The following is a 19,134-nucleotide window of genomic DNA, read 5'->3' on the forward strand; positions in this document are numbered from 1 at the left end:
CCGCCACCCCTCCCCGCGCGGCCTCCTTCCCCAGCCACCAAAGACAGACACGACGGGTTTCAACAGACATCCTCCCCGACACGTCTGCCCAATCCCCCTCGTTTGACACACAGGTTTTACCTGTTACTGTGACTTCACTCCGCGAGCAGAACCCTCGCGTGAGCGCATCCAGCGGCAACGACGTCGCGCCCTCTTCCGGTGCGCCCTCGTGAAGAAGCCCGGCGGCCCTCCGGGTCTCACTCCACCTTTGAAGACAGACGTGCCCCGGGGGCGCGCTGAGAGAGGTATGTCTTGGGCAAGCTTGGAGGCACCTTGGAGCTCATCCGCGCGCGGCTGGATGAGTTCCTCCGCAACGCGGAGCTCGCACCCCGGCAGGAGCCCTGGGTGGTGCTCTCCAACCTGACGGACCCCGAGGGCCGTCCGGCCGCGCCCGCGCGCGACGCGGTGGTGATGTACCTGGCCAACCTCCAGCACGAGACCATCGTCAGCACGTACAACCGCAACGTGCCCGTGTCGCAGGACACGTACGGCATCGTCTCGCCGCCGCTCTACATCGACCTCTTCGTCCTCCTGTACGCCAACTTCGAGGACCAGGCGTACGCGGTGGGCCTGGAGGCCATCTCCCAGGTCATCAGCTACTTCCAGCAGACGCCCTGGTTCACCCAGCAGAGCCTGCCCGGGCTGGACCCGGACATCGACAAGCTCACCTTCGAGTTCGTCAACCTGGACCTCCTGGGCCTCAACCACCTGATGGGGCTGGCGGGGGTGAAGTACCTGCCGTCCGTCTTCTACAAGGTCCGGATGATTCCCTACCGGGGCACGGCCATGCAGGCCCAGGTGCCGGCGGCCAAGGGTGTCGAGGCGCCAGGACAGCCCCGGGAGCAGGAGCCATGAGCCGCGCCCGCCGCGCCTACGAGCGCGCCCTGGACGGCCCCTCGCGGCTGAGACCCGGCCCCCGGCAACAGCCCGGCCCCGCGCCCCACGGCAACGACGCGCCCGCCCGCCGCTACGCCTACGAGCGGCTGGTGACGGTGGACCTGCGCCACACGTACTTCAACGGCTCGGAGGACCGCTGCCCCGCGCTGCGCTGCCAGCCCACGCCCGACACGCGGGTGAGGATGCGCGACTGGGGGCTGCTCTTCCTCGACGAGGGCACGGACTTCTCCGTGCTCTTCGACTCCAACCGCCTGGACGCCTTCCTCTCCGCGGTGGAGCGTAGGAGCCAGCAGGGCCAGTGGACGTGGCTGTCCTTCGTGCTCGTCCCCGACACGCCCTACTTCGTCAACTTCACCGACCTGCCCAGCGACTTCCAGCCCAACCTCTACAACCTCTACTTCAACAACCTGGGCGCGCACTTCGTGGGCAGCCCCCCGTCCCCCACGGACCAGCCGCTCCACTGCGAGGGCACTGTCGCCCCGCCCATCCTGCTCAACCCCGGTGAGCACGTCACCGCCGACAGCCGGCAGCGCGTGGTGGGCACCCAGGTGCAGGTGGTGCTGGTGAGCGACGCGGTGGACCGCGTCGTGGTGCTGGATGTGTCCGGGGAGCAGGTCCTCTGCAAGCCGTGCAGCATCCCCAGGTCCCTGCTGGCCCAGCGAACGCCCTACCTCATCACCTGCGCGCAGGTGGCGCAGGCGCGCGCGAAGGGGCCGGGGGAGGAGCAGCGCGTGGGCACGGCCCTCTACCTGGACCTCGTCGCCGTACCGGAGGGGCTCTACACCCTGCGGCAGCTCGCCGCCGACGGACAGGTGCTGGACCAGGAGGTCGTCCTCTACACGCAGGCGTACCCCGCGCCGCTGGGCTTCATCGACCTGGTGCTGGCGAAGCCCTCGCCGCAGGACACGGGGCTGTATCCCCTGTGCGACGTGCCTCCGCAGGGAGAGGGCGCGCGCGTCGTCCCGCTGGAGCTGCAGCTGCGCTTCGAGCGGCGCAGCACGCGCTGGTGCTACTTCGTCGTGCCACCCAAGGGTGTCACCTACGAGCAGCTGCGCCTGGTCGACACGGACACGTCCCAGCCCGTCACCTTCTCCGGCCCCGTCCCCGTCCCCGTCCCGGGCGCGGGGGTGACCCAGTGCTTCATCGCGGACCAGGACCTGCCGCTGCAGGAGCTCTCCAGCTTCGTCTTCGAGCTCAAGGGGCTGAGGACCCAGGGCCTCTTCGAGAACACGCTGATGTCGCGCGTGCCCGTCGCCACGCCCGCGCTGGTGCTGCCCCGGAGCGGACCTGCGCCCGGCAGGCCCCGGAGCACGCGCCCCACCCGGCGCTCCCGTGACTCGCGGGCCGCGCCGGAAGCAACGCGAGACTACTCGGACATCTTCCTGAACCTCTGAAACCCCAGAGCAGCAGCAGCGCCACCCACGAAACGAGGACCCGATGGCCACCCGACCCGCACGCAAGACTCCCGGCGTCTATGTCACCGAGCTGGACGCCTTCCCACCCTCCGTCGTCGGCATCCAGACGGCGGTGCCCGCCTTCATCGGCTACACGCAGACGGCCCAGCTGAGCGGCAAGCCCGTCCTCAACAAGCCCATCCTCATCAACTCGCTGGCGGACTACCAGCAGGTGTTCGGCGGCGCGCCGGACCCGCTCTTCCGGCTGGAGGAGGTCACCGACACCGCCAAGCAGAAGGCCGGTGACTACGACTTCAAGGTGTACGACGCGGCCACGCCCGTCTGGAAGTACTACAATCTGGTCAACTCCACCGGCACCCAGTTCAACCTCTTCAACAGCCTGCGGCTGTTCTACGCGAACGGCGGCGGCACCGCGTACATCGTCTCCGTGGGTGACTACACCGCCACGCTGGGCGCCGACGCGCTCAAGGACGGCCTGGACGTCATCGCCGAGCAGGTGGGCCCGACGATGCTCGTCGTCCCGGACGCGGTGAACCTCACCACGCTGGCCGACTACCAGAAGGTCTCCTCGAAGATGCTCGACCAGTGCGGGCAGCTCAAGGACCGCGTGGCGCTCCTGGACGTGTGGGGCTCCGCCACCGTCACCAAGGACACCCTCACGCAGGTCATCACCGACTACCGCGGCATCCTCGGGGACAAGTTCCTCAACTACGGCATGGCGTACTTCCCCTTCCTGCACACCTCCGTGCAGGAGGTGAGCGACTTCGACTACCGGAACATCACCCTGGAGGCGACGCTCAAGGACATCCTCAAGCTGGAGAGCGCCAACCTCTACGCCACCAACCCCACGCGCAAGACGGCGGTGGACGCGGACATCGACAAGATTGGCACCGTCACGCTCGAGGAGGAGGTGCTGGCGCTCAACCAGAACCTCACCGCCGCGCTGCCCCTGCTCACGGACATGCTGCGCGTCATCACCGGCAAGGACGACGTGCTGCCGTCCAGCGGCGCCATGGCGGGCATCTACACGTGGAACGACACCAACCGGGGCGTGTGGAACGCGCCGGCCAACGTCAGCCTGACGTCCGTCACCAGCACCACCTTCAAGCTCAACAACGACCAGCAGGCGGACCTCAACGTCCCGGTGGACGGCAAGGCCATCAACGCCGTGCGCGAGTTCGTGGGCCGAGGCTCCGTGGTGTGGGGCGCGCGTACGCTGGACGGCAACAGCAACGACTGGCGCTACATCCAGGTGCGCCGCACGCTCGTCTACGTGGAGCAGTCCATCAAGAGCTCGCTGGACCGCTTCGTCTTCTCCGCCAACGACGGCAACACCTGGGCGTCGGTGACGTCCATGGTGTCCAGCTTCCTGCAGGGGCTCTGGTCGCAGGGCGGCCTGCTCGGCGCCACCGCGTCGGATGCCTTCAGCGTGGAGTGCGGCCTGGGCAGCACCATGACGGCCCAGGACGTGCTCGAGGGCTACATGGTCGTCCAGGTCACCCTGCAGATGATCCGCCCGGCGGAGTTCATCGAGCTGACCTTCAAGCAGAAGATGGAAGGCGCCAGCGCGTAGCGCCTTCGTGCCGTTCCACGACTGATTCCACCCGATTCAAGCCGAACGAGGAGCCGCCATGGCAGGAGAAGTTCAGAACGACATCTGGCCGTTGCCGAAATTCTATTTCTCCGTGCAGCTCGGGGACGACACCTCCGTGAGCTTCCAGGAAGTGGATGGCCTGGAGACGGAGACGCAGGTCATCGAGTACCGGCACGGCAACAACCCCAGCTTCTACCCCATCAAGATGCCCGGCCTGGCCAAGGTGGGGAACGTGAGGATGCGCAAGGGCATCTTCGTGAACGATGCCCGCTTCTGGGACTGGTACAACGAAATCAAGATGAACACGATTGCCCGGCGGACGGTCATCATCAGTCTGCTGGATGAGCAGGGCGCGCCGAAGATGACGTGGACGCTGAACAACGCGTGGCCCACGAAGCTCTCCGGCACGGACCTCAAGTCCGAGGGCAACGAGGTGGCCGTGGAGACGCTCGAGCTCGCCTTCGAGACGCTGGTCGTCGCCGCGCCTTAATCCCCTCTCATCGCCATGTCCGAACCCTACTATCCGCCAGGCGCGTTCTACTTCAGCGTCTCCGTGCTCGGCTCCGCGACGCTGCTCGCGGCGGCGAGCGATTTGGACGCGTCGTTCCAGGAGATCTCCGGCATCGAGGCGCGCTGGGACACCGAGGACGTCACCGAGGGCGGCGAGAACCGCTTCATCCACAAGCTGCCCAAGGCGGCCCGGTACTCCAACCTGGTGCTCAAGCGGGGCGTGGTGACGCGGGACTCGTTCCTGGCGGAGTGGTTCGGACAGAGCGTGGGCTCGGGGCTGTCCCTGCCCCTGCTCCCGCAGAACATCCTGGTGCTGCTGCTCAACGAGGAAGGCCTGCCGCTGGTGGCGTGGGGCTTCGTCAACGCGTGGCCGCTGCGCTGGCAGGTCTCCCCCATGAGCTCGCAGGAGAACCGCATCCTCACCGAGTCCTTGGAGCTGTCCTACAACTACTTCGAGCGGGTGAACCTGGGCAGCCCGGCCTCCGTGGCCATCAAGCTGGCCCAGCTCACCTCTCGGTTGATGTGAGGCGCGCATGCCGCTCGAGGTCAACGAGGTGGGCATCCAGGTCAGCGTGAAGGACGGCTCGGGCGGGGACGGCCTGGAGGTGTCCAGCACGCCGGTGGCGGACTGCAACCACGCGGAGGAGAAGGCGGAGAAGGAGCGGATGATGGAGGAGTGCGTGCGGCGCGTGCTCCAGGTGCTCAAGGCCCAGCGGGAGCGTTGACCATGGGGTTCTCCGGCAGCCTCGAGAAGATGATGGTCTTCGCCTACCAGAAGTCCGACTTCACGTCGGAGGTGGGCCGCTACACCGTCTACATCAACCCGGCGTCGTACTCGCACACGTACTGCGTCAAGTACAACGACGTGCAGCCGCAGGGCAGCAGCGGGGGCTCGCCGGAGTTCAACCGGATTCCCTCCGACACGGTGGAGCTGGAGCTGGTGTTCGACGGCACGGGCGTGGTGCCCAGCCCGCTGCCGGGGCTGATGCCCTTCACCGACGACGGCATCAGCGAGCAGGTGTCGAAGTTCAAGAACCTGGTCTTCACCTACAACGGGAACATCCACAGCCCCAACTACCTGAAGCTGTCGTGGGGCACGTTCCTGTTCAAGTGCCGGCTGTCGAAGCTGAGCATGACGTACACGCTGTTCAAGCCGGACGGCACGCCGCTGCGCGCCCGGGCCAAGGGGACGTTCCTCGGCTACAACGACGAGGTGGAGCTGGCGCTCCAGGCCCGGATGAGCTCGCCGGACCTGACGCACGTGCGCACGGTGAAGGCGGGAGACACGCTGCCGTTGATGTGCTTCCGCATCTACGGCACCAGCACGCTCTACCTGGAGGTCGCGCGGGTCAACGGCCTGGTCGACTTCCGGCGGCTCACGGTGGGCTCGCAGCTCATCTTCCCGCCGCTGAAGGAAGGCCAGACATGAGCACGCCCACGCCGGCGAAGGACGCGGGCGCCCTGACGACGTTCGCCATCCAGGCGAACGGGGCGCTCATCCCCTCCACGTTCCGCGTCGTCTCGGTGGACACGTGGCTGGGGGTCAACAAGCTGCCGCGCGCGAGGCTGGTGCTGTTCGACGGGGATGCGTCCACGGGCACCTTCCCCATCAGCGCGACGTCCACCTTCCTGCCCGGCGCACGCGTCAGCATCTCCGCCGGCTACGACGGGGACAACACGCGCATCTTCGAGGGCGTGGTGTGCCGGCAGGGGCTGGACATCGACGCGGCGTCGGGCTCGAAGCTGGTGGTGGAGCTGAGCGACGAGGCGCTGAAGATGACGCTGGAGCGCAAGAGCGGCTTCTTCGAGAAGGTGAAGGACAGCGCGCTCATCCAGACGCTGCTGTCGCGCAACGGGCTGTCCGGGAGCGTGGCGGCCACCACCGGCGTGCACGACGAAATCGTCCAGTACTACGCCACGGACTGGGACCTGATGGTGACGCGGGCGCAGCTCAACGGCCTGGTCGTCATGGCGGACGGCGGGAAGGTGACGGTGGCGGAGCCGGACACGGGCCAGGCGCCGGTGCTCGCGGTGGCGTACGGCACCACGCTGCTGGACCTGCAGGCGGAGCTGGACGCGACGACGCAGTTCGATGCGTCCTCCATCAAGGGCTACACCTGGGACGCGGGCGCGCAGAAGCTCATCGAGTCGGGGCCTCGCGCGGTGTCGGTGAAGGAGCAGGGCAACGTGTCCTCGGCGGAGCTGGCCAAGGTCTTCGGCGCGAAGAAGGTGGTGGTGCAGACGGGCGCGGAGCTGACGTCCACGGACCTCCAGGACTGGGCCTCGGCGGAGCTGCTCCTGTCGAAGCTGTCGAAGATTCGCGGCACGGCGCGCTTCCAGGGCAGCGCGCTCGCCAAGGTGGGCAGGACGCTGGAGCTGGGCGGGCTGGGGCCGCGCTTCAACGGCACGGCCTTCATCAGCGGCGTGCAGCACCACATCGAGGACGGGCGGTGGCTGACGACGGTGGACTTCGGGCTGTCCTCGCGCTGGTTCACGTCGGAGGCCCCCGACATCGCGGCGCCCGGGGCGTCCGGGCAGCTTCCGCCGGTCAAGGGCCTGCAGACGGGCGTGGTGAAGCAGGTGGCCAAGGACCCCGGCGGGGAGCTGCGGGTGCTGGTGGGGCTGCCGCTCTTCCAGGACCCGAGCCAGGGCGTGTGGGCGCGGCTGGGGATGTTCTACGCGTCCAAGGGCGTGGGCGCGCTGTTCTACCCGGAGGTCGGCGACGAGGTGGTGGTGGGCTTCATGAACGAGGACCCGAGAGACCCCATCATCCTGGGCTCCGTGTACAGCAAGCAGCGCGCGCCCGCGACGGCACCGGACGAGCAGAACACGAAGAAGGCCGTGGTGACGCGCTCCAAGCTGGAGCTGTCGTTCGACGACGAGAAGAAGGTCATCCTCATCAAGACGCCCGGCGGCCACACGGTGAAGCTGGATGACACGTCCGGGGCCCTCTCGCTGCAGGACAGCAACGGCAACACCGTGTCGCTGTCCAAGGGGGGCATCGCGCTGGACAGCGCGTCCGACGTGAAGATTTCGGCGAAGCGCAACGTGGCGGTGAAGGCGGGTGGGAACCTGACGCTCGAGGCCACGGGGAATGTCTCCGTGAGCGGCGCGCAGGTGACGAACAAGGCCTCGATGAAGTTCGCGGCCAGCGGCAACGCGCAGGCCGAGGTGACGTCCAGCGGCGTCCTCACGGTGCGCGGCACGCTGGTCAAAATCAACTGAGTGCCGTGCCTGAAAGGAGTGCCTCATGCCTCCCGCAGCCCGACTCACCGACTTCCATCAGTGCCCCATGACGACGCCCGTGGGGCCCGTGCAGGTGCCGCACGTCGGCGGCCCCATCGCGGGCCCTGGCGCCGTCACCGTGCTCATCGGCGGGCTGCCCGCGGCGAAGGTGGGTGACATCGCCATCTGCGTGGGGCCGCCGGACGCCATCGTGAAGGGCTCCATGACGGTGAAGGTGATGGGGCTGCCCGCGGCGAGGCTGGGAGACAAGACGGCCCATGGCGGCACCGTGCTCGTGGGCCTGCCCACGGTGATGATTGGAGGGTGAGGCGCCATGGAGACCAAGCCCCCTTCGTTCCTCGGCACCGGCTGGAGCTTTCCGCCCACGTTCTCCCGGAGCACCGGCGGCGTGATGATGGCCAGCGGCGAGCTGGACATCCGCGAGAGCCTCTGGGTGCTCCTGTCCACGTCGCTGGGCGAGCGCACGATGCTGCCCAGCTACGGCTGTGAGCTGCGGCAGATGGTGTTCCGGGCCGTGAACACCACGCTGACGCGGCAGATACAGGACTACGTCCAGCAGGCCATCCTCTACTGGGAGCCGCGCATCGTCGTGGACGCGGTGACGGTGCAGAAGGACGCCTCGGTGGACGGGCTGCTCTCCATCACCGTGTCCTACGTCGTCACGCAGACGAACTCGCGCAGCAACCTCGTCTATCCCTTCTATCTGCAGGAGGGGAGCATCCCGGTCACGGGGCCCTAGACCATGGCTCCGCTCGACAACAAGGTCGCCCTCAACGACGCGCCCAGTCAGCTCACGCGGTGGCTGCGCGCGCTGGAGGACGGGTATGCGCCGGTGGACGGGCGCACGCGCTCGGAGCTGCTCGACTTCGCGCCGCGCTTCGGGGCGCTCGTCTACTTCTATGACTTGAAGAACCAGCGCGACGGGGACTGGTCGGAGTTCTTCCTCGCGGACCCGGTGATGGTGCTCGCGTCCATCGACGCGCTGGACACGGGCTCGGTGGAGGAGCGGTTCCTGCGCACGGCGCGGGAGGTGGACCTGGCACGGACGCCGGAGCGCGCCTTCCAGACGCTGTCGGAGGGCTTCGAGCTCATCCTCGGGCTCGCGCGTCGGTTCGACCTCTGGCTGCGCGGCGCGGGGCTGGGCGCGCAGGGCGAGGCGGCGCGGCTCCTGGGGCAGGACCTGGTGAAGGCCGTCGAGGGGCCGCTGTCGGGGGCGCTGCGCTCGCTGGTGAGCCTGGCGAAGGGCGCGGCCGGGTCGCAGGCGCTGGGGCGGCTCATCCGCTTGGACGTCGCTGGGATGTCGCCACTCTGGGGGTTGGAGGACCTGCCGGCGGATGGCTCGGCGTATCGCGGCGCGACGAGGGAGGCGCGGGCGCGCTCGGCGATGGCGAAGCTGGAGCCGCTGCTGGGGGCCTTCCTGGATTCGCTCTCGCAGCTCCAGGGGCTCGCGCGGCAGGTGCTGCCCTCGGTGCTGGCGGATGGAGACCATCCTCCGCACCTGGCGCTCTACATGGCGTTCGTGCGGCTCTTCCGCACCGCGCAGGACACCGTCAACTCGGTGTCGGGGCGGTATGCGTCGTTCTATTACCGCGACGTGCTGCGCCTGCGACCTCGCGGCGCGCTGCCGGACAGCACGTACCTCACCTTCACGCTCGCCGATGACGAGGCGGTGCGAAGTGAGGTCGTTCCCCGAGGCACCCTGTTCCCCGCGGGGAAGCGTCCGGACGGCCAGGACATCCTCTTCGCCTCGGACACCGCGGTGGGCGTCTCGCGCGCCACCGTGGCCCGGCGCCTCGCGCTGCGGGTGCTGAGCGGACCGCTGGTTCCGGAAGTCGCGGCGCCCGTCGAGGGCGCGACGCCACTCACCGTCGTCAAGCAGGTGCTCGTCTCGGAGATGCCGCTCGAGCCGGATGCAACGCCGGACCCGGCGGTGGAGCCCCTTCCCGGCTGGGCGACGTTCGGCGCCGTGCGGGAGGGCGTCACCGCCACCACCGTCACCGGCCCCGCGACGCTCGGCTTCGCGCTCGCCTCGGGCTACCTGAGCCTGACGGGCGGCAGCCGCGTGGTGACGTTGAACGTGCCCCTCTCGCCCGAGTCCGCTCGCCTCCTGAGCTCCCGACTGGAGGTGCTCGCCGAGGCCACCGGCCTCGATGCGAGCACCGTGTTCCTGCAGGTGCTGCGCGAGTCGTTCACCCTCCAGGTCTCCATCGAGGAGGGCTGGCTGACGGTGGAGCGCTACGAGCCCATCCTCCCCGCGAATCTCGGGCCCGTGGGCGTGGTGCCCGTGGTCACGTTCTTCGGGCTCTGGTTCGAGCTGCCCCCGTCCGCGCCCGCCGTGGTGCCCAACGGCGCCGCGCCCGCGCCGGACCTGCCCATGCTGCGCGCCTGGCTGAACCCCGAGCCCGTCGCCCTGCGAAACGGCGTCGAGGTCCATCCCGTGTCGCTGCTCGACGCGGTGGCCTTCCAGAACCTGGAGCTGCAGGTCCACGTGCGCGAGCTGACGGGCGTGAGCATCGAGAACACCCAGGGCGAGGTGGACCCGAGCACTCCGTGGGCCCTCTTCGGTGCGTCGCCCGTGGTGGGCTCGTACGCGCGCCTGCGTCACACCGAGCTGTTCGTCAAACGCCTCGACACGCTCTCGCTCGCGCTCGACTGGTTCAACCTCCCCTCGGACACGGAGGGCTTCGCGGGCTACTACCGCGACTATCGCGTGGGGCCGGACGGGCTGCCGACGGAGGACCTCTTCGACAACACGAGCTTCAGCGCGGACCTGCGCGTGCTCCGCCCCGGCGCCTGGACGCTCCAGCCCCTCGTGCTGCCCGACGCGCCGCGGTGCCCCGGCTCTCCCCCGAGCGAGGACGCCCCCCGGGAGGGCGTGCGCTGCTGCCTCTTCCGCACGAAGCCGGACTGCGACACGCCCCCGCCCGAGCCGCGCGGCACGCTGTGCCAGGACACCGTGCTGAAGCAGTTCGACGTGGCCCCCGGCACGCCACCCGACTACTACGACCCGGCGACGAGCGCGCTCGAGCTGCGGCTGGCCACCCCGTCGTATGCCTTCGGTGACTCGCTCTACACCGTCAACGTGCTGAACGCGGTGCTGGCGGAGCTGCCCGACGGCTCGCAACCCTCCACGAAGGAGTCGCGGCTCCTCAAGGACATCAAGTACCCGAATCCCCCCTGGCTGCCCCAGGTGCGGACGCTGGCCGTGCACTACTCCGCGCACTGCCTGCTCGACGAGGCGCGCTTCTTCCACCTGCTGCCCTTCGAGGGCTTCAAGCAGGTGACCGCCGACGCCCAGCGGCCCGTCGCGCTGCTCCCCCACTTCAAGGCGCCCGCGAACCTGTACCTCGGCTTCACCGGCCTGGACGAAGCCCAGGGCCTCACGATGCTGTTCCAGCTGAGCGGCACCTTCACCGGGACGGGCGAGGTCCCCACCGTGCAGTGGGAGTGGCTCACGCCGACGGGGTGGCGCCCGCTGCCTCCGGACCAGGTCCTCTCGGACTCGACGCGGGGACTGCAGGGCACGGGCATCCTCACCCTGGGCCTTCCCACCTTCACCTCGCGAGGCAGCACGCTGATGCCGAAGGTCGCCGACGAGGGCGACTACCAGTGGCTGCGCGCCTCCGTCCCACAGGAGGCGGACGACTTCCCCCGGACGCTCGCGCTCACGCCGCACGCGGTGACGGCGACGCGCGGCGCGCCCGGCGTCGATGTGGACACGCCCGTGCCCGCCGGGAGCATCACCCAGTCCGTGCAGGCGCTGCCCGACATCGGCGGCATCTCCCAGCCGATGGCGTCGTTCGGAGGACGTCCGCCGGAGACGGCGCACACGTTCGAGGTCCGCGCCTCGGAGCGCCTGCGCCACAAGGAGCGCGCGGTGCTGGCGTGGGACTACGAGCGGCTGGCCCTGGAGCGCTTCCCGTCCCTCTGGAAGGTGAAGGCCCTGCCCGCGCACGCGCCCCGTCAGTCCGGAGTGCCGGGCGCGGTGCTCGTGGTGGTGGTGCCCGGGCGCGACGCGTCGGCGGCGGCGGACCCGACGGTGCCCCAGGCCACGTCCGAGCTGCTCGAGCAGGTCGAGCAGTTCCTCGCGGAGCGCGCCAGCGGCTTCGCGCAGGTCCGCGCCGTCAATCCCCTCTACGTCCGCGTGAAGGTGGACGCGGCGGTGCGCTTCCGCGCCGGAGAGGAGACGGGCGCGAGCCTGGAGCGGCTCGACCGCGAGCTCGTGGAGTACCTGTCCCCCTGGTACTTCGATGCGTCCCGCGCGACACGGCAGGGCGAGTACGGCTCGAGCGCGGACGTCTCCGACTTCATCCAGACGCGCCCCTATGTCGAGGAGCTGCTCTCGCTGGAGCTGGAGCACTCGCCGCGTCCGGAGACGCTGGAGTCCGACTGGTACTTCCTCACCTCGGAGACCCGGCACGCGCTGCGCGCCGCGGACGCGCCCGCCACCCTGCTGGCCGCGGATGGCTACTGAGCCCTTTCGGAGCACACCATGGCAGAGCCCGTCACCGTCACCGCCACGCCGCCCACGAACGTGGGCCTGGACTACGCCGCGCTCGAGAAGGAGGGCACCGCGCTCCTCCAGGAGCTCTCGGGGAAGATATGGACGGACTACAACGCGAGTGACTCCGGCGTCACCACGCTGCAGCAGCTCTGCTATGCGCTCACGGAGCTGTCCTACCGCGCGACGTTCCCGCTCGCCGACCTGCTGGTGGACCCCGTCACGGGCGTCATCGAGCCCGCGCGACAGGGGCTCTTCCCCGCGCTCGACATCCTCCCGTGCGACCCGGTGACGGAGCGCGACTACCGCAAGCTGCTCATCGACCGCGTGCCCCAGGTCGCCAATGTCTGGCTCACCCCCGTCACCACCGGAGAGGTCCAGGGGCTCTACGACGTGAGGATTCTGGCGCCAGCGCGCGACGACTGCGCCACCGACGAGCGCTCCCCCGACGCCATCCTCGACGCCGTGCGCCGCGTCTACAGCCGGCACCGCGCCCTGTGCGAGGACCTCCGCGACGTCTCGCTCCTGGAGCCGCTCGACGCCATCGTCACCGCCGAGGCCAGCATCGACGAGCGTCGGACGCCCGAGGACATCCTCGCCGCGCTGTTCTTCCGCATCGGCAACCTCCTGGCGCCCGAGCCGCGTCGCGAGTCCCTCAAGTCCCTGCTCGACGCGGGCCGGACTCCGGATGAAATCCTGGAGGGGCCGCTGCTGCGCAACGGCTTCATCGCGGATGCGCAGCTGCAACCCAAGGCGACGTCCATCGCGCTCCAGGACCTCATCCGGGTCATGGCGCAGACGCCCGGCGTCTCCAGTGTCCGAGGGGTGAGCCTGCGCGCGGGTGGCCAGGTCGCCACCGGACCAGATGGCTCGCTGCCGGTGGCGCCGGAGCAGATACTGAGCCTCGACACCCGCACGGACCCGAAGCGGGGCGGGTTTTCGATTCGGCTCTTGCGCAATGGCGTGGAGGTGAAGCCCCATCCCGCGCGCGTGCGCCGCGAGCTGGAGCGCCTGTGGGCCGAGCAGCGCCGCACCTATCCGCTGGGGAGCCAATACGAGGAGTACCTCGGCATGCCCCGAGGTCAGCGCCAGGACTTCCGCGCGTACACCTCCATCCAGACGCAGTACCCCATGGTCTACGGCATCGGGTCCGCGGGACTCCCCGAGGGCGCACCGACACCCCGTCAGGCCCAGGCGCGCCAGCTCAAGGGCTACCTGCTCGTGTTCGAGCAGCTCCTCACGGACTTCTTCGCGCAGCTCGCGCACGTGCGGGACCTGTTCTCCGGCGACCCGGACCTGCGGCGGACGTACTTCTTCCAGCTCCTCACCGACGCGGTTCCGGATGTGGAGCCGTTGCTCGCGGAGCCTTCGGAGGGAGGGGACTCGCCGGGCTATGCGCTCGGACTGGAGGAGCTGGTCGCAAGCCAGGACCCCGTCACCGCGCGCCGCAACCGGTTCCTCGATGTGCTGCTGGCGCTCTGCGGGGAGCAACTGGACGAGGACTCCGTCGCGGGCACGTCGTGGGACGGCACTCCGGACGCGCTCCAGGCCGAGCGGGTGCTGCGCGCGAAGCTCGCGCTGTTCGAGCACCTGGTGGAGAGCACGCATTCGCGTGGGCGCGGCATCGACGCGCTGGAGCGTCCCGGGCCGCGGAACGTCGCGGGCATGGCCATCAAGAGCCGCATCCAGCTGGGGATGCCCGTCGCGGACTCGCGCTCGCTCATCGATGGGCTGGATGAGCATGGACTGAACCTCTCCGACTTGGCGAGCACTGCGCCGGAGAGTCGCGCGCTGGCGCGATACGAGGACATGCTCGAGGAGCGCTTCACGCCCGTCGCCTCGCTGCCCGCGCGGGAGAGCCCTCCCGCGCCGCCCCTGCGCTCCCAGATGCTGGGAGGCGAGTTCCTGAGCGCGGCGGGCGCGGTGGAGCACTTCCGCGTGGGGACGCTGCCGGGGGAGTCCTCGTTGTCGCTGGTGTGCAAGGCGCCGTCCGAGGCGGGCTGGCACCTGGCGGGGAAGTTTCCGAATGTGGAGAGCGCGGTGGCGCGGGCGCATGCGCTCGTGGAGCAGGCGCGCCAGCTCAACCGGCAACGCTCGCAGCTCTACATCGTGGAGCACCTGCTGCTGCGGTCCGCCCGGCGCGAGGGCGAGGACGCCTTCCCCTACAGCTTCACGGTGACGGCGGTCATCTCCACGGCGACGGGCGAGTGGCGTGAGCCGGAGTTCCAGTCGTTCGCGCGCGAGGTCATCCGGAGCAACGCGCCCGCGCTGGTGGTCGCGGAGTGTCTGTTCCTCGGGTCCTCGCGCATGGCGGCCTTCGAGCGGCTCTACTGGGCCTGGAGGAATGCGCTCCGGCAGGCAGATGAGCCCGGGCTCTCGCTGGCCTCGGCGCGACTGAGGGACTTCCTGGAAGCGGCGGCCCGTGAGTCCGAGGCGGACACCGCATGACGGGCTCGCGGCATCACCTCCGGAAGCAGACGCTGCGGGTGACCTTGGCGTCGGAGGAGCAGGCGCTGGCGCTCCAGCCCCGGCTGAGTGACTTCAACCGGCGTCGGCTGCTCGCCATCATCGAGAAGGTGTTCGACGCGGTGGATGTCCCCGGGCTGCATCTGCGCCTCGACCGGCTCGATGTGGACCTGGGGACGGTGCCGTTCGACGACTTCGAGCGGGTGGTGGAGGAGCGGCTCTCCCTGCGGCTCCAGGAGGCCGTGGAGCAGGCGGTGCGGGAGCGGCGCTCGTCGACGCGGGCGGAGGACCGGCCTCGGACCGAGGAGGAGCTTCGGCTGGAGTTGCTGGAGCATTACCTGCTGCATGGCACCCTGCCCTTCTGGGCACCGCATGGCGTGGCGTTCTCGTTCGGCGCGCTCTTCGCCGAGCTTGCCCGGAGCTCTCCGGCCGCGCTGGTGCGGCTGGTGGGCAAGCACGCCACGCTCGGGCGCGTGTTGGACCGGTTGGTGTTGCAGCTCGACCCGCGGCAGTTGGAGCAGCTCGTGATGCTCCTGGAGCCGAAGCACGCGGCGCTGCTCATCGACTACATCGTCAGCCTCCAGGCGCTCCATCGCATCGAGCCGGTGTTGCCGCTGAGTGACCGGGCGCTGTCACGGCTGCTCTGGTCGCTGACGCTGACGTACCTGGTGAAGGACGCGGGCTCGCAGTTCAACCGCAAGAGCGCGTTGAAGCTCCTGCTCGAGGGGGTCTCGGAGAGCCAGGGCCTGGACTATCCGGAGCTGCTGACGACGCTGGACTCCGGGTTGGAGCAGGTGCGGAAGCGGCACCCGGTGCTGGCGTCGCTGTCGTCCGTCATCGGGGAGCTGGTGCGCGAGCTGCCGCTCCCCGAGGTCGAGGAGGTGGAGACTCCGGTGCTCGATGAGGAGCTGGCGACCACGGAGTCGGCGTCGGCGCGGTATGAGCTGGCGGAGGCGCTTCGGTATTACCTCCGCCATGAGGAGCTGCCGTGGGCCACGCTCGTGCGCATGCCGGAGCTGACGGCGGAGCGGGTCGTCGCGACGCTGCCGGAGCTGCCTCGCTCGCTGCAGCGGCGGGCGCTCGGTTGGGAGCAATCGGGTGGCTCGTTGGCGCGGCTGGTCCGGGCGGTGCGGCGGATCCCCGAGGAGGTGCTGTCGAAGCTGCTGGTGCGGCTGATGCCGCGCCCCGGAGATGAAGGGAGTCCGCTGCGCTCGGCGCTGCCCGTGTTCGCGGCGCGCGCCGAGGACAAGCCGTTGTTCTTCGCGCGACTGCTCGCGGCGCTGCTGGATGGGAAGCCGGTGGTCCTGGAAGAGCTCTCGGCGACGCGGGTTCCGGGAGGCACGGAGGACTGGGGAGTTCGTGACGCGGACCTGTCGCGGTGGGAGGCACATGCGCTCAAGTCCGCGCTGGTGAGCCGGCTTCGCTTCGGAGCGAAGGCAGGGCCGACGGTGGAGGAGTTGCTCGGCGCGCTGCTGACGTCGTTTCCCGAGGACAGTCGGCACTTCCTCCTGGCGCTGCGGGACACGGAGGACTTGCGGACGGTGCTCGTCGACCGGAGTGGGGAGGAGGTCCTCGGCAGGGCGATGGACTTGCTGCGTCCGCGCGAGTCCCGGTCGATGCGGGCGTTGCTCCGGGCGATGAGGGAGCTGCCGGAGCGGGTGCTCCCGGGCGGCATCGCTGGCGCACGGCAGACGGTGTTCCACGAGTTGTTGTTGCTCGGGGAGACGGCTCCGCTTTCCCGGAGCACCGTGAGCAGACTGCTGCGGAGACTGTTCGGAGCGGAGATGCCCCTGGAGGCCCAGGGGTTCTTGTCACGCGTCATCGCGGACTGGGGCGCATCGGGAGGCGTGCTCCAGAAACATGCGGAGGCCTTCGGTGCGGCGCTCGACCACCTTCGTGAGCGAGGTGGCGCGTCACCTTCCGGAGGCGTTGATGGTTCGAGCAGGGAGGATGGCGACATACGGTCGCGCGCGGGCGAACGAACCTCGCCCGCTCATGCGGCCACGAGTTCGCGCACGCCGGACGGCATCCGTACCGACCACGGAGACTCGGCCCCTCACGTGCAGATGGCCGAACCCGGCACCTACGGCCACTCGGTCGCTCTCTGGCGAGACGCGGCATCCTTCGACCGCGGCGACTCATCCTCGCTCGGAAAGAGCAGTGTCTTTGTCGTCCACGCTCCGCATGGACAAGACGAAGCAGCCTTCAACCGAGGCGGCCCCACATCACGCGAAGAAGACACCGTTCCTCTGGGCCTCGGCCATGCGGCCTCGCGCAGGCAGGACAGAGACTCCGTTGCCCAAGGAGCCCCAGCCGCAAACAAGCAGGCGGAGGAAGGTCTCGACCACGGCGACTCCGCTTCACGCGAGCACGGCAAGGTAGCTATCGGCCACGAGTCCGACTCTCATGAACGAGCAGGGAGGTCTGACAGCCGCAGCGACGCGCCTTCGCGTCCAGGGGACGCGGCAGCTATCGGCCACGAATCCGAATCGCACGAACGAACAGGGGCATCTGGCGATACACCTTCGCTCTCTAGAGACGAGGCATCCCTCGACCACGAGTCCGACTCGTATGAACGAACCGGACGTTCTCGTAGCCGCAACGACGCACCTTCGCTCTTGAGCGACGCGGCATCCCCCGGCCACGACGTATCAGGCTCACGTGCTTATCTCAGCCGCAGCGACGCCGATTCGCTCGCTCGGGACGAGGCATCACTCAGCCATGACAGCTCAGACTCTCGTGGACTCGCCGGGACATCCCCCAGCTACACCGACGCAGCTTCGCGTATGCCAAGCGGGGTGCCCCTCCGCTTCGAGGGTGCGGACCCAGGCGGACGAGCCGGCCCCCTCCTTAGCTATACCGACGCAGCTTCGCGCGTGCCAAGCGGGGTGCCCCCCCGCTTCGAAGGTGCAGACCCAGGCGGACGAGCCGGTCCCCTTCTCAGCCATACCGACGCGGCTTCGCGAGCGCAAAGCGGGGTACCCCTCCACTTCGAGGGTGCAGACTCGGGCGGACGGGCCGGCCCCCCTCTCAGTCACACCGACGCAGCTTCGCAAGCACCAAGCGGGGTACCCCTCCACTTCGACGGCGCAGACTGGGGCGAACGGGCCGGGGCATCCCTCCGTCGCACCGACCCGGTTTCTCGTACCCAAGTCGCGCCCGCTCCTGGCGATGACAGCTTCCGCTCGCACGAACAAACCCAGGAACTCCTCAGTCGCAGCGACTCAGCTCCGCATGCTCACGACGAGGCGCCTTTCGGCCACGACGACCTCGGCCCGCACGAACGAACCCAGGAACTCCTCAGTCGCGGCGACGCGCCCGCACGTGCGCGGACCGATGCACTCGCCGTTCACAGCGACTCGGTCCCGCCGGCGCGGGACTCGGCACCGTTCAGCAACAACGGCGCAAGTCGGCACGCACAAAGCGAGGTCCCCTTCAGCCTCAGTGCCCTCGATGCGCGCGTGAGCGACTCAGCGCCTTCCAACGTCGACACGGGAGGTGCCGCGCATTCCGGGCCTGCGACACATCCAACGGTTCACCACACGGATACACCACCTCCCGCGGCACACGCATCACTCCCCGCAGAGCACTTCGCGCACGGCCACACGGACTCAATCACCGCGACCGTGAAGCACGTCCATCACGAACGTGACGCCCTTCGGGCAAGAGCCACACAGCCCTCCGACACAGCCCCACGGGCGCGGGCCACACCTCATCAACCCGGTGACCCCTCCTCGCGCGCGGAGTCAGACACCCTCCATCACCCCACCGCATCGCAAGCAAACGGTCATCGGCCTTTCACCGCGCGAGTCGCCCACCCGCTCGATGTCCCACTGAGCCCCTCCGAGTCCGCTCCACTCCCTCCACGCCCCGGCACGCACGACAGTCCGGAAGCACGCGAGGCCCTCTTCGCCTTCCTGCTCGCCGAGAGCGCGGACCGCTACGCGGGACTCTCCGACGACGCCCTGCTCCGCCTGCTCCAGTCACTCCTCGACGAATCCCCGGACGTGCTCCACGGCTTCATCCGCCGTCACGTGCACCGCCGCCACCTCCAGGAACACTGGGCCCGCAGCCTCCCGGACCCGCTCCTCGCGCGCATCGCCGCGGTGCTCGCGCCCCGCCTCCACACCGCGCTCCTGTCCACCGTCGAAATCCTCATCGCCGCCTGGCAGGACGTCGCTCCCTCCGACGTGCCCTCCCTCACGGAGCGCTCCGCGTTCTGGCGCTTCGTCCTGGAGCTGCTCGGCAGACGCCCCGGAGCAAGCCTCGGACTCGAGCAGCTCATCGCCGCGTTCCTCGAGCACTTCTCCACCCGCCTGCGCGGCGCCCACCCCACGCACCGGGACTCACGCGGCGTCGCCGAGCGGCTCCTGGAGCGCGCCATCGAGCTGGCCCACCACGAGTCCCTCCCCCGCCTGGCCTCCGTGCTCCACCAGCGACGCTCCACCTTCCTCGCCGCCTGGACC

Annotated in this window: 13 protein-coding genes; all 13 read left to right on the forward strand. The window is 69.3% G+C overall.

Translation table 11 applies throughout. The annotated features are described in order from the left end of the window. Positions 1 to 291: 291 nt before the first annotated feature. Positions 292 to 894: a Pvc16 family protein gene (locus FL311_RS27985; protein ID WP_141329733.1), complete on the forward strand. Its 603-nt coding sequence runs from the start codon at positions 292 to 294 to the stop codon at positions 892 to 894. After that, positions 891 to 2,330, forward strand: a complete 1,440-nt coding sequence (locus FL311_RS27990; RefSeq protein ID WP_141329735.1) for a hypothetical protein — start codon at positions 891 to 893, stop codon at positions 2,328 to 2,330. The genes FL311_RS27985 and FL311_RS27990 overlap by 4 nt, the downstream gene beginning before the upstream one ends. 43 nt (positions 2,331 to 2,373) lie before the next feature. Further along, positions 2,374 to 3,924: a phage tail sheath C-terminal domain-containing protein gene (locus tag FL311_RS27995; protein WP_141329737.1), complete on the forward strand. Its 1,551-nt coding sequence runs from the start codon at positions 2,374 to 2,376 to the stop codon at positions 3,922 to 3,924. Positions 3,925 to 3,982: 58 nt separating this feature from the next. Beyond that, on the forward strand, positions 3,983 to 4,435 hold the full coding sequence (locus tag FL311_RS28000; protein WP_046716005.1) for a phage tail protein: 453 nt from the start codon (positions 3,983 to 3,985) through the stop codon (positions 4,433 to 4,435). Positions 4,436 to 4,450: 15 nt separating this feature from the next. Then, on the forward strand, positions 4,451 to 4,981 hold the full coding sequence (locus FL311_RS28005) for a phage tail protein (protein WP_046716006.1): 531 nt from the start codon (positions 4,451 to 4,453) through the stop codon (positions 4,979 to 4,981). Between the two features lie 7 nt (positions 4,982 to 4,988). Further along, positions 4,989 to 5,180, forward strand: coding sequence for a DUF5908 family protein (locus FL311_RS28010; RefSeq protein ID WP_141329739.1), 192 nt, complete (start codon positions 4,989 to 4,991; stop codon positions 5,178 to 5,180). A 2-nt stretch (positions 5,181 to 5,182) separates the two neighbouring features. Further along, positions 5,183 to 5,884: a LysM peptidoglycan-binding domain-containing protein gene (locus tag FL311_RS28015; RefSeq protein ID WP_141329741.1), complete on the forward strand. Its 702-nt coding sequence runs from the start codon at positions 5,183 to 5,185 to the stop codon at positions 5,882 to 5,884. Further along, on the forward strand, positions 5,881 to 7,680 hold the full coding sequence (vgrG, locus tag FL311_RS28020) for a type VI secretion system tip protein VgrG (protein WP_141329743.1): 1,800 nt from the start codon (positions 5,881 to 5,883) through the stop codon (positions 7,678 to 7,680). The genes FL311_RS28015 and vgrG overlap by 4 nt, the downstream gene beginning before the upstream one ends. Before the next feature lie 25 nt (positions 7,681 to 7,705). Next, entirely contained in the window at positions 7,706 to 8,008 is a 303-nt protein-coding gene (locus tag FL311_RS28025; RefSeq protein ID WP_046716010.1) for a PAAR domain-containing protein, read from the forward strand. Between the two features lie 6 nt (positions 8,009 to 8,014). Next, on the forward strand, positions 8,015 to 8,440 hold the full coding sequence (locus tag FL311_RS28030) for a GPW/gp25 family protein (protein ID WP_141329744.1): 426 nt from the start codon (positions 8,015 to 8,017) through the stop codon (positions 8,438 to 8,440). Between the two features lie 3 nt (positions 8,441 to 8,443). Then, positions 8,444 to 12,175, forward strand: coding sequence for a baseplate J/gp47 family protein (locus FL311_RS28035; protein ID WP_141329746.1), 3,732 nt, complete (start codon positions 8,444 to 8,446; stop codon positions 12,173 to 12,175). A gap of 18 nt (positions 12,176 to 12,193) precedes the next feature. Beyond that, a complete protein-coding gene (locus tag FL311_RS28040; protein ID WP_141329748.1) occupies positions 12,194 to 14,650 on the forward strand; it encodes a hypothetical protein in 2,457 nt (818 codons plus the stop codon). Continuing rightward, a partial coding sequence (locus FL311_RS28045; RefSeq protein ID WP_141329750.1) for a contractile injection system tape measure protein occupies positions 14,647 to 19,134 on the forward strand: 4,488 nt, incomplete at its 3' end. The genes FL311_RS28040 and FL311_RS28045, both read left to right, overlap by 4 nt.

The sequence above is a fragment of the Myxococcus sp. AB025B genome, assembly GCF_006518215.1.
GTDB lineage: Bacteria > Myxococcota > Myxococcia > Myxococcales > Myxococcaceae > Myxococcus > Myxococcus fulvus.